The sequence below is a fragment of the Rania fehmarnensis genome (genome assembly GCF_056494185.1).
Genome location: NZ_CM151398.1, coordinates 8,487,728 through 8,501,191 on the forward strand (window position 1 = coordinate 8,487,728; position 13,464 = coordinate 8,501,191).

The 13,464-nt window shown below is 54.3% G+C and carries 5 protein-coding genes; 3 read left to right on the forward strand and 2 right to left on the reverse strand.

The features are described from left to right. Nucleotides 1–354: 354 nt before the first annotated feature. Together SH573x_RS28970 and SH573x_RS28975 are read left to right on the forward strand one after the other, a co-directional pair. Nucleotides 355–3,747: a beta strand repeat-containing protein gene (locus SH573x_RS28970; protein ID WP_479351554.1), complete on the forward strand. Its 3,393-nt coding sequence runs from the start codon at nucleotides 355–357 to the stop codon at nucleotides 3,745–3,747. A gap of 1,086 nt (nucleotides 3,748–4,833) precedes the next feature. Further along, nucleotides 4,834–8,226: a beta strand repeat-containing protein gene (locus SH573x_RS28975; RefSeq protein WP_479351556.1), complete on the forward strand. Its 3,393-nt coding sequence runs from the start codon at nucleotides 4,834–4,836 to the stop codon at nucleotides 8,224–8,226. A 441-nt stretch (nucleotides 8,227–8,667) separates the two neighbouring features. On the opposite strand, the gene SH573x_RS28980 is transcribed toward SH573x_RS28975, so the two are convergent. Continuing rightward, entirely contained in the window at nucleotides 8,668–10,230 is a 1,563-nt protein-coding gene (locus tag SH573x_RS28980) for a transposase (protein WP_479348734.1), read from the reverse strand. A 348-nt stretch (nucleotides 10,231–10,578) separates the two neighbouring features. Between SH573x_RS28980 and SH573x_RS28985 the strand changes: the two genes are divergently transcribed. Next, on the forward strand, nucleotides 10,579–12,141 hold the full coding sequence (locus SH573x_RS28985; protein WP_479348734.1) for a transposase: 1,563 nt from the start codon (nucleotides 10,579–10,581) through the stop codon (nucleotides 12,139–12,141). Between the two features lie 325 nt (nucleotides 12,142–12,466). Here SH573x_RS28985 and SH573x_RS28990 read toward each other — a convergent pair whose 3' ends face one another. After that, nucleotides 12,467–13,267, reverse strand: a complete 801-nt coding sequence (locus tag SH573x_RS28990; RefSeq protein WP_479351558.1) for a dienelactone hydrolase family protein — start codon at nucleotides 13,265–13,267, stop codon at nucleotides 12,467–12,469. Between the last annotated feature and the right edge of the window lie 197 nt (nucleotides 13,268–13,464).

The window sequence follows — 13,464 nt, forward strand, 5'->3', positions numbered from 1 at the left end:
GAAACAATTTGTGTGGTGCATTCTGCTGCAAACACTTCCACTTCGGTAACGAGCCCCCTCCCGGAGCCTAGCTTAACGCTGGCTCCGACCTTCCCCGAGCGAAGCTTGGGTGAGGTGACATAAACGGTGTGAGACATTTTTGGCGGGGCTACGCATTGAGTTAACAAAGACTCAAAACACCCCTCGGAGATCAGTCTCATCATGTTTCAACTATGGCGAAAATCTTTGGCTGACAGTGTTCGACAGGCGAGTACAGCAAGTCACGCGAGTAAAGCGGGCAGGGGTAGTAAGGCTAGTCGAACTCGGCGGGCTCGGCGGCGGAAGTTGGGGGTGGAGAACTTGGAGGGGAGGGCGATGTTGGCGACCTTTACGGTTACCAACGTCAACGATGCCGGAGCGGGTTCGTTTCGTGATGCACTTACGCAAGCGAACGCAACCGTCGGAGCGGACACCATCGCCTTTGCAATTCCAGGGGCAGGGGCGAAGACCATTACTCCACTGTCAGCTCTGCCGTCGATCACCGATTCGGTAACCATCGATGGTACTACGCAAGGCTCATCAGCCACACCTCTGATTGAGATCAATGGCGCTAGCGCAGGTACGACCGCTTCGGGCATTCGGCTCACCGGCGGCTCGAGCACGCTGCGCGGGCTGGCCATTAACAACTTCCAACTCAATGCCGTGCTGCTTTCAAGCAACGGCAATAAAGTCGAAGGTAGTTTCATCGGCCTGGGTACCAATGGCTCCACCGTAGCTCCTAATCTGCTCGACGGTATTCTGATTACCAGCAGCAACAATGTCATCGGTGGCTCAACAACCTCAGCCGCCAACTTTATCTCGGGCAATGGACGCAACGGAATTTCGATCAGTGGCACCACCGCCAATAACAACTTGATCCAAGGCAATACAATCGGATTGGATCTATTCAAGACCACCAAGACACCAAATGCTCAAGCAGGTGTAAAAATCAGTGGTGGTGCGCAGTCGAACATCGTCGGTGGACTGACCGTCGCACAGCGCAACTTGATCTCTGGCAACACCGCTTTCGGAGTATTGATCGAAGGAACAGGTACCAACTCCAATACGGTGCATGGAAACTTTATTGGAACCAGTTCCAACAACAACGGGGGCAATGGTGTAGGCGTAGCCATTCGCGGTGGAGCGAAGTTCAATACGCTGGGCAGTATCGACATCAACGGGCGCAATACCATCTCCGGTAACGTTGGGACCGGCGTGCAAATTCGCGGAGCGGGTACGACGGATAACCAAGTTATCGGCAATCGTATCGGGCTGCTCGATACAGGCCTCATCAAACTGGCTAACGGTGAAGATGGAGTGTTGATCGATACGGCTGCGACCAACAATACGATTGGTGGCGCAACCAGCGCTCATGGCAATGTTATCTCTGGCAATACGAAAAGCGGTATTACCATTTCGGGCGTGGGGACTAATAACAATCAAGTTCTATCCAACTTGATCGGATTAAATGTACCTGGCTCAGGTGCGGTCGGGAACTTGCAGACCGGAATCACTGTCCGGGCTGGTGCTCTCAATAACCAGATCGGTGGCGACGGAGCAGGTAATACGATCTCAGGCAATCAAGTTGCCGGCGTGCGATTGCAAGGAACATCCGGTAACAGAATCGCAGGCAATGCGATCGGATTGAATCAGGCTCGCACAGCTTCGATACCTAACTCACTGGATGGCGTGGTTGTTGAGCAGTCGTCCACTGGCAACACCATTGGTGGAACGACTGCGGGTGAACTGAACATCATCTCAGGCAATACGCGCGCGGGCGTACGGATTTCCGGAAACGGCACTACGAACAACTCCGTCATTGGTAACAAGATTGGCACCGCGGCCGATACGACGATTGCACGAGGAAACGCCATTGGCGTGTGGATCACTTCGGGGGCCAAAGACAACTCTGTTGGAGCACCGAACCTAGGCAATACCATTTCCGGCAACTTTACGTTTGGTGTTTCACTCTCTGGACCAGGCACCGAGAACAACCTGGTGCGCAGTAATCGCATCGGAACCACGGAAGCCGGTGATGCAGTGCGTGGCAACTTGGATGGAGTGAATATCTCGGCTGGAGCTAAGAACAATACGATTGGCGGCGAAACAGTCAACGATCGCAATATCATCTCTGGCAATTCTCGCGATGGAGTCTCGCTGACCGGATCATCGACAACGGGCAACGTGATTCTCGGTAACCTGATTGGGCTGGCAGCCAATGGATCAGGCAACGTTGGCAATGTGCGCAACGGTGTGTCTGCGCGAACGGGAGCCAATGGAAACATCATTGGTTCCGCTCTATCGACTACCAATCGAAATTTCATTTCGCGCAATACCGGTAGCGGAATTGCGTTGAGCGATCCGGGCACATCAGCGATCATTATCAACAACGTCGTCGGCTTGACGACCGCCAATCCGGCTGGAGCTAACATCACGAGCGGTATTCACGTGACCAACGGCGCAACAGCCACAATTGGTGGCTTGAGCACAAACCAAGGGAATGTCATCTCAGCTAACTTCGGTCCCGGCATTCTGATCGAAGGTGCAAATACCTCGGGAGTATCAATCCAGGGCAACTTAATTGGTCTGGATCCTACCGGCCAAATTCCGCGCGGCGGTCTAAACGATGGAATTCGTATCGATGGTGCCCAGAACATAACCATCGGGAATTCAGGGCCAGTGCGGAACGTCATTGCCAGTAACGCAGCCGACGGCATTCACGTCTTGAATGCTAAAAACGTAACCATCCAGGGAACATTGATCGGTACGAGTCCAACAGGATTGGTCAAGCGAGGTAATGGCAACGGCATCCGCATCGAAAAATCGAATGACGTTTTGGTAGGCGGGCCAACTAGTGCGGATCGCAATGTTATTTCAGGTAGCGTCTTCGATGGAGTCATACTGATCAGTGAAGGCGGCAATGACGCCAATCCCAACATTCGCGTCGAGAATAACTACATTGGAGTCGGCCTTAACGGTACCACGCTGATCCCCAACAAAGATGGCGTTCAGTTCGCGGGTATCATTGAGCCAGTGCTCTTCGTCAACAATGTCGTGTCCGGTAATACACGTTTCGGGATCCGCACAGCGACTACATCTAACCAAGTGATCATAGGCAACAAGATTGGCGTGCTGGCCGATGGGACAACTGCAGCTGGCAACGGCAGTCATGGAATCTTTATGCACACCAATTCGAGCAACAATCGTATTGGTGGCGAACTGGCAAGTGAATCCAACGTTATCGCCCATAACGGCGGCGACGGCGTCTTGATCGGTTCCGATGCGTCTGCATCTTTCCCGAATGCAGCTGGCATAGGTAACTCCGTAATTCGCAACCTGATTTTCGCCAATGCTGGTTCGGCCATCGACTTGGGGCCCAATAACGGAGCCACCGCCAACGATACCGGCGACGTGGATGTTGGTCCCAACAACCTTCAGAATGCACCAGTGATCACGCTGGCGACGACCGTCGGCGATGCGATTCTGATCCGCGGATCGCTCAGCGGCCTGGCTGGCAACTATCGCATCGACTTCTATTCAGGTGCCATCAGTGGTCAGGCTCAGCAATTCCTGGGGCACTTGTTCGATACCATCGACGCACCGGGAAGTTTCGTGATGGCTACGGTGTTTGAAGCAAGCGTTGATGTGGGAAGTTTTGTGTCGGCTGTCGCCACGAACTTGGATACTGGTGATAGTTCGGAGTTGTCGATTGGGATACAGGTGGTTTGATGGTCAGTTCGGTTGGCTCTGGTTGTCAAACGGTGCTTGGGTTGGCGGATGCTGAGCAGCTGGGAATGGCCGCTTGGTTTGCTAGCAATGGTGTAGCCGAATTGCGCGGGCGGGGACATACACGCCGCTGGTTCTTAGGAAGCTCGAACGACATTATGCTAGCATCACGGCGTCGCCCCGCGGGGACAGACCAAGTGTGTGTCGGGACAGACCAAGTGTGTGTCCCCACTCAACCAGGCTCGTGCCGAAAGGTGTTGGGTCTGTCCCCGGTTTTTGGGGATGTCCTCGTGTGTGCTGGTTTGAAGAAACTTGGTCTGACCTCCTACCACACGTCTGTCCCGTCTGTTCCGGCTCGGTCCCGTCTGTTCCGGCTCGCAAGCTGAAGTCCAGTATTGCTAGCATCAGAGCTTGTGGGGGGACATACACCGGATCAGCTTTTCAAGCTCGTGGTTTGTCCCCGTAGCCGAAGGCGCCAGACTTTGGATGGTTGAGCGGCTGGGGACAGAGCACGTGCACGGCGCCACCGGTCAATGCCAGCAAATCAGCCCAGGGTGTGTCCCCCGAGGCCGAGCTGTAATTGCTCTAATCAAGATCTCGACCGACGTCGCCAAACCAGATCCTTCGAACACTTCTCCCCCAGATCCTATGTCCGTACTTCCAGAGGGTGTTTGGCTCAGCAGGAGCCTTCGCCCTCCCTTGGAAGCAGACGGTCAGAGCGGGTGCGGAGCGGCTGGGGACAAACGCTCTACGATGACTAGCCAATCAGTCATGCTCCCACCGACTCGAGGTCGGTGGTGAGCGCAGGAGCCTTCACCCTCCCTTGGAAGCAAACGGTCAGAGCGGGCGCGGAGCGGCTGGGGACAGCCGCTCTACATGGGTGCGGAGCGGCTGGGGACAGCCGCTCTACGTGTGAGCCGGGTTGAGCGCGGTTTACGCATTACAATCTTAGCGATGCTGCACGGGCATCGCCGGCCATTTCTTGTCATCGGTGAGGGAATAATGCTGCGCTCATTGCAAAATAAACTGTCCAAACGCTTGCGAAATCTAAGGCCGGGGCAGCGGCGCGGTAGTCGGCGAAGACTCGTCATGGAGGCACTTGAAGGGCGATCGCTGCTGGCCACCTTCACAGTGACCAATACGCTAGATGCCGGTGCGGGATCGTTTCGCCAAGCGATCACTCAGGCCAATGCGACTGTCGGCGCCGATACTATTGCATTTGCAATTCCAGGAGTAGGGATCAAGACAATCGCGCCGCTGTCCGCCTTGCCTGCCATCACCGATTCGGTGACCATCGATGGGACAACGCAAGGCGTCTCTACCACTCCGATCATCCAAATTGATGGAACAGGCGCCGGAACTTCTGCCAGCGGTATTCGATTGACCGGCGGCTCAAGCACTCTCCGCGGGCTGGCCATCAACAACTTCAGACTCAATGGAGTGTTGATCACTAGCAACGGCAACAGGCTCGAAGGCTGCTTCATTGGACTCAGCCCAAATGGCACCACTGCCGCGCCCAATTTGCTTGACGGCGTTGTGGTCTCAGGCAGCTCCAATATCATCGGAGGTACCGCAGGCAACTTCATTTCCGGCAACGGACGCAATGGAGTCTCCATCAATGGTACTACAGCCTCCGGTAACACTCTCATCCGCAATACGATCGGGCTGAGCTCCAACAAATCCAGCAAAGTTCCCAACGTCAACGCAGGCGTGCGCATCGGCAGCGGAGCCAAGTTCAATACGGTGGGCAGCCTGGTAGCGGCTGAACAGAATTTTATCTCGGGCAATACAGCCTTTGGCGTGCTGATCGAAGGGAGCGGTACCGACTCCAATGTCGTCCAAGGCAATGCTATTGGAAATGGCACTTCCGCGGCAGTGGGACTGGGTAATGGAGTGGGCGTTACGATCCGCAGCGGTGCCAAGTCCAACTCGATTGGCACAGCCGTAACCAACGGAGGCAATACAATCTCGGGCAACGATACTTGGGGTGTGCAATTGCGCGGAGTGGGAACCAGCCAGAATCAGGTGGCTGCAAATAACATCGGCGGAACCAACGGCAGCACTCCTCGGCTGGCTAACGGTGAAGATGGAGTGCTGATCGATACCGGAGCCACCAACAATACGATCGGGGGTACCACTGCCGCGCATGCCAATACGATTTCAGGCAACACGAAAAGCGGCGTCAATATCTCTGGCACAGGTACCAATGCCAATAAGGTTCTGTCCAATATCATCGGGCTGAGTTCAAGTGGATTAACAGCTGTCTCTAATTCTTTAGCAGGCATCACCATCCGGGCCGGAGCTGCCAACAACCAAATCGGCAGTCCTGGAGCGGGCAATACGATCTCTGCAAACCTCACTGCGGGTGTACGGATTCAAGGCGCAACCACCAATTCTATTCGGAGCAACTTCATCGGACTGAATCTTGCCCGTACAGCGGCCGCGCCTAACTCACTCGATGGCGTCGTACTGGAACAAGGTTCGACGAACAACAGCATAGGTGGAACGAGCCCGCTCGATGCGAACGTAATCTCGGGTAACATTCGCGCCGGAGTGCGCATCTCGGGGTCTGGGACCACTGGCAACTCGGTTCTTTTTAACAAGATTGGAACCGCTGCAGATACGACGGTCGCGATTGGCAATTTGATCGGCGTGTGGATCACGACTGGTGCCAAGAACAATAATGTGGGTGCAGCCAATGCCGGAAATACGATCTCGGGAAATTTGATGATTGGTGTTTCGCTCTCCGGAATCGGCACCGACAACAATACTGTTCGCAGTAACCTAATTGGCATTTCTGACTCGGCAAGTTCGGCTCAACCCAACTTGGATGGAGTCAACATGTCCGCCGGTGCCAAGAACAATACGATCGGTGGTACCACCATACTCGATCGCAACATCATCAGCGGTAACTCCCGTGATGGTATCGCGGTGACAGGAGCTTCGACCAGCGGTAATAGAATTCTGGGCAACCACATTGGCTTTTCGGAGTTCGGCCCGGCGGTCAGAAACGGTCGCTATGGCATTAATGTTCAACTGGGAGCCAAGAACACTATCATCGGCTCAGCCGCTGCGCAGCCTAGCAACTTCATATCCGGCAACGGTACCGCTGGCATCCAAGTGACTGACGCCGGCTCGTCAGCCACTATCGTCAACAACATCGTGGGCTTGTTGCCAACTGGATCGGTCTCGGGCGTCGTTCATCAAGGCATTCGAGTCGTGAACGATGCTTCGGCGATCATCGGTGGCACCAATGCCAACGAACGTAATGTCGTTTCCGGAAACAGCGAGGGGATGTTCATTTCGAGCATTACCGGCACGACGATCCTGGGCAATTTCATAGGCCTCGATCCAGCCGGCACGTCGGCTCGCGCGAATCTATACGGCGTTCGAGTAATCGGTGGCCAGAAAATTACCATTGGCTCTGCCGGTTCTGGTCGCAACGTCATCGCTGGCAGCACTCTTTATGGAGTGCAGATCCAAAGCGGCAGCGACATCACCATCAAAGGGAATTTTGTTGGTACCGATCGAACTGGATTGCTCGGTATTTCAAATGTCCGCGGCGTTGATATTGGGATTGTCACCAATGTTCAAGTTGGCGGTCCTACTAGTGCAGATGGTAACTTCCTTTCGGGTAACAGTTTTTACGGACTGGGAATGGGCAATTGGAGCACTACCGTGTTGCCCGATCCCAATGTGCGCGTGGAAAACAATACTATTGGGATTGGGAGCGATGGGGTCACCCCCGTTCCGAATCTGGATGGCGTCATATACGGATCTAACCGACCGGGCACGCTAGTCGGCAACGTGATTTCGGGTAACGCTCGAAACGGAATAGTCGGGACCATGTTCAGTCAAAGTATTCTCCGCAACAAGATCGGAGTGCTGGGCGATGGCGTCACCGCTGCAGGTAACGCGCAGCGTGGTATCGTGGTTGCTAATGGTTCAAGTCTAAATCGCATTGGTGGAGAGACCGACAGCGATGCCAACATCATCGGTTACAACGGAAATGATGGCATCTTGATAGGCTTGGATCCGGCCATCGGAACACAGACCCTGGCCGGACCCGGCAACACGCTACTTCGCAATTACTTCTACAGCAACGCAGGACAATCGATTGATTTAGGGGCCAACAGCGGTGTCTCCATTAACGATGTCGACGATCTTGATGGGGGAGCCAATAATCTACAGAACTATCCTGTCATGACTGTAGCTACTGTCGTGGGCGACTCATTAATCCTACGTGGCTCCTTGGACAGTGTGCGGGCAAAATTCCGAATCGATTTCTATGCCGGTCCAGCTCCAGGACAAGCTCAGAAGTATGTCGGCTATATCATCGATGAAATCTTTAGCAGCATCGATCTTCAAATCGCCGTAATCTTGGAAGCGACCATCGACGTGGGCGATTATTTAATGGCCATGGCTACGAATTTGGAAACCGGCGATTCTTCGGAGCTCTCAGTGGATTTGCAAGTGGTGTGACATAGGGCGTGCGCTACGTTTGACTTAAGTCGCGGCGCTATGACTCCTCCCGCAGACTTCGGCTAAACGCTTCGTCTGCGACCTCCCCCAGCTCTCCTTCGCCGGGGGAGGTGACAGTCACCTCTCCATGCGCAGCATGGGGAGGTCGAATCGAGCCGTGCGAGATTCGGGAGGGGTCCGGGCAGTGAAGGTAGTTAGTACCGCATGAGTCTTGCCTAGCGCTGTGCCCCCTCCCGCAGACTTCGGCTGAACGCCTCGTCTGCGACCTCCCCCAGCTTCGGAGAGCGATGCGATAATAGCAAAGCGTAGTCTCTTATTGATGTGGGGCGGTTTTTTTTTGCTGACTCAACGCGCTGGGGAGGTTGTTATTTACGAATCCTGGTTCGTCTCGAGGCGAAATTTAGCCCAGACTGCCCAAAGCGGCGATTTGAACGGCTTTTTTCACCCGATTGCGACAGTCGGTGCGCAGCGCTCCACGGCAAGCAGTTTTGCCAGTCGTTTGACGTTCACTGTGAAGCATGTCATCAGTTGTTGGATCTTCACTTTTGCCAGACCGCAGTATCTTGCACAACGACCGCGCCCGTGCCGAGCCACTTCCCCTAACTTCCGTTCGATGGCCGGATGCTCACGCCGGACTTGTTGGTATTGCTCTGTCTTGGACTTCTGACGAGCACGTTTGTATTCTTCTTCATACTCATTCTTATTCACTCGTCGACCTCGACGGCTGGTCTCTTTCATCTTGGGGTTGCACTGCGCGAGCAACGGACAGCCCCAACATTTCTTAGCCGGAAAGTCGAACGTCGTGCGGTTAGGCTTCGTGGCATCTTGAAATCCTTTATTGGATGTGTGGCCAGCTGGACATGTCACATGCTCGCCGTCTGAGGTCAATGCAAACGCCGTCGAAGCAAAGCCTTCATCGTTGCCGAAGTCACGCGGCGGTGTGATCACATCAACTTCCATCCCGCCAGGGCCTTCCAACGCGCGCAGCATTGGCCCGTTAAATCCCGCGCCGTCAAGGGATAGCTGTTCGATCTTGTTGCCATGAGCTTGCTGTTCGCGTTCAATCAGATGAACCGCGTCTTGGGCCTCAGCACCGTTTGCCGGAAGCACCTCAAGTTGAGTGATCAGCTGGCTATCGGCGTCCATCAACACATCGACCAAATAGCCGTCGTAAAACTCGCCATGCATTCCGCGGCGGGCATCGCTATCAACCACGCTCAGCGTGCGATCACCCTGACCTGGGTTCAAGCAATCGCTCACGATCTTTTGAGCGAGCGCACGTACTTCGATGAATCGTTTCCAAGACTCTTGGCAATCACTCTCTTGGGATGGATCGGGCTGCTCGAGCATCCACGTCAGGATGTCGCCGACTAAATCCAGACGAGCATCAAGGCGAATCTCCTCGGATTCTTTCTCGGTTTCGACGCGGCTTCGATCGGCTCGGATACGGAATCCTTGAGCGACCTCAGCATCAATGGGCTCGATAGCAGCGAGCATCTTTTCTCGCAGCTGCGCCAGCAGTTTCAACGTGGTGGGCACAGCAATATTGGCATAGACGTGTGTGGCATCTTTAAGTCGCAACCGATCGCTGACAAGGCCCTTGCTGCGCGCGAAGCTGATCAGTCGGTCGAAAACTTTCTGCATCCCCTCTTCTCCGATGCGACCCCGAAAGCGACTCAAAGTACTTCCGTCCGGCAACTTACAAGTAATCGGCACTTGCAGAAACCAGCGGAACAATAAATCCGAACTGGCTCTTTCTAGGACTTTGCTGTCTGATAGATGATAGAGATATTGCAGGTACAACACCTTCAGGAGGAGGATTACTGGCAGGGTGGGCCTACCTCCCTCACGACAATAATACTTCTCCAGCTCAGGCCGGAAACTTTCCCAGGGGACTATCTCCAACGCATCTAAAAGGGGCGACTTGAGCGGCAGCACACGCTTATAGATCGCCAGATCCGACGCACGAATCTCAAACAAAAAATCGCGATGGTTCGTTAGCATAATGATTGCACCGAGTTGGAACGTCGGCCTCTTCAACCATAATACCCATGCCAGAGCAAATTGGAATTAAATCAGCACTCTCCTTCGCCGGGAGAGGTGACAGTCACCTCTCCATGCGCAGCATGGGGAGGTCGAATCGAGCCGTGCGAGATTCGGGAGGGGTCCGGGCAGTGAAGGTAGTTAGTACCGCATGAGTCTTGCCTAGCGCTGTGCCCCCTCCCGCAGACGAAGGCTGAACGCCTCGTCTGCGACCTCCCCCAGCTGCGGAGAGTGCTGATTTAATTCCAATTTGCTCTGGCATGGGTATTATGGTTGAAGAGGCCGACGTTCCAACTCGGTGCAATCATTATGCTAACGAACCATCGCGATTTTTTGTTTGAGATTCGTGCGTCGGATCTGGCGATCTATAAGCGTGTGCTGCCGCTCAAGTCGCCCCTTTTAGATGCGTTGGAGATAGTCCCCTGGGAAAGTTTCCGGCCTGAGCTGGAGAAGTATTATTGTCGTGAGGGAGGTAGGCCCACCCTGCCAGTAATCCTCCTCCTGAAGGTGTTGTACCTGCAATATCTCTATCATCTATCAGACAGCAAAGTCCTAGAAAGAGCCAGTTCGGATTTATTGTTCCGCTGGTTTCTGCAAGTGCCGATTACTTGTAAGTTGCCGGACGGAAGTACTTTGAGTCGCTTTCGGGGTCGCATCGGAGAAGAGGGGATGCAGAAAGTTTTCGACCGACTGATCAGCTTCGCGCGCAGCAAGGGCCTTGTCAGCGATCGGTTGCGACTTAAAGATGCCACACACGTCTATGCCAATATTGCTGTGCCCACCACGTTGAAACTGCTGGCGCAGCTGCGAGAAAAGATGCTCGCTGCTATCGAGCCCATTGATGCTGAGGTCGCTCAAGGATTCCGTATCCGAGCCGATCGAAGCCGCGTCGAAACCGAGAAAGAATCCGAGGAGATTCGCCTTGATGCTCGTCTGGATTTAGTCGGCGACATCCTGACGTGGATGCTCGAGCAGCCCGATCCATCCCAAGAGAGTGATTGCCAAGAGTCTTGGAAACGATTCATCGAAGTACGTGCGCTCGCTCAAAAGATCGTGAGCGATTGCTTGAACCCAGGTCAGGGTGATCGCACGCTGAGCGTGGTTGATAGCGATGCCCGCCGCGGAATGCATGGCGAGTTTTACGACGGCTATTTGGTCGATGTGTTGATGGACGCCGATAGCCAGCTGATCACTCAACTTGAGGTGCTTCCGGCAAACGGTGCTGAGGCCCAAGACGCGGTTCATCTGATTGAACGCGAACAGCAAGCTCATGGCAACAAGATCGAACAGCTATCCCTTGACGGCGCGGGATTTAACGGGCCAATGCTGCGCGCGTTGGAAGGCCCTGGCGGGATGGAAGTTGATGTGATCACACCGCCGCGTGACTTCGGCAACGATGAAGGCTTTGCTTCGACGGCGTTTGCATTGACCTCAGACGGCGAGCATGTGACATGTCCAGCTGGCCACACATCCAATAAAGGATTTCAAGATGCCACGAAGCCTAACCGCACGACGTTCGACTTTCCGGCTAAGAAATGTTGGGGCTGTCCGTTGCTCGCGCAGTGCAACCCCAAGATGAAAGAGACCAGCCGTCGAGGTCGACGAGTGAATAAGAATGAGTATGAAGAAGAATACAAACGTGCTCGTCAGAAGTCCAAGACAGAGCAATACCAACAAGTCCGGCGTGAGCATCCGGCCATCGAACGGAAGTTAGGGGAAGTGGCTCGGCACGGGCGCGGTCGTTGTGCAAGATACTGCGGTCTGGCAAAAGTGAAGATCCAACAACTGATGACATGCTTCACAGTGAACGTCAAACGACTGGCAAAACTGCTTGCCGTGGAGCGCTGCGCACCGACTGTCGCAATCGGGTGAAAAAAGCCGTTCAAATCGCCGCTTTGGGCAGTCTGGGCTAAATTTCGCCTCGAGACGAACCAGGATTCGTAAATAACAACCTCCCCAGCGCGTTGAGTCAGCAAAAAAACAACCGCCCCACATCAATAAGAGACTACGCTTTGCTATTATCGCATCGCTCTCCGAAGCTGGGGGAGGTCGCAGACGAGGCGTTCAGCCGAAGTCTGCGGGAGGGGGCAGAGCGCTAGGTTTGACTCATGCGCGAATGACGATCGTTCAAGACTCGCCCCTCCCGAATCTTGCTGCGGTCGATTCGACCTCCCCATGCTGCGCATGGAGAGGTGACCTACTTCATCGCTAACACTTCATCAAAGAAATCCTTCATCGCGATCCACGATCGCTTATCAGCTTTCTCGTTGTAAGCCGCGCCGGTGGAGTTGTCGGTGCCGGCCATCTTCTGCGTAAATGAATGAACCGTTCCAGAATACGAGATCATTTGCCAATCGACCTTGGCTGAATTGAATGAGCTCTTCATGGCTTCGATATCTTCGGCCTTCACGAACGGATCGTCGTTGCCGTGGCAGATCAGTATCTTGGCCTTGATGTTCTTAGCATCCTCCGGGGTAGGCGCATCCAAGCCGCCGTGGAAAGTCACCACACCTGCGATATCCGCTCCGCTGCGAGCCAACTCGAGTGCGCCTGTGCCACCGAAGCAATAACCGATGGCTGCAATCTTGCTCGAAGCCACACCTGGTTGCGACTTGAGTTGTTCAAGTCCCAACTTCAGCCGCTTGCGGTATAGTTCCCGATCGTTCTTGTAGATGCTGGATTGTTTAGCAGCATCCGGCATCGTGGTTGGTCGCACACCTTTGCCATAGATGTCAGCTGCAAAAGCGACGTAGCCCATTTCGGCTAGCTGCTTGCAACGACTCTTTTCGTAATCGGTAACGCCCATCCACTGATGAATCACTAGCACTGCCGGCGAGGCCTTCGTCAACTTAGCTGGATCATACGCAATGAAACCTTCCAGCTTGACGTCGCCATCGCTGTACTCGACGGCTTTCGATTGAATCTCGGCTCGCGAAGTACTCGCCAACATACAGCCCAACATTAGACTCAGCCCCATGCACACAGCACCCAATCGCATAATACAAATTCCTTTGTTTAACCACATCACACCCCGCCCTGTCACCTCTCCCACGCTTTGCTTGGAGAAGGACGGAGACAGCGTTTAACTAGGCTCCGAGAGGGGGCCGCCTGCCGAAGGAGACGGCTCCGCAATGCAAAAGCCTCCCTCACCACACTTATACCATATCAACAACGTTGACTTTCATCGATCTGTCA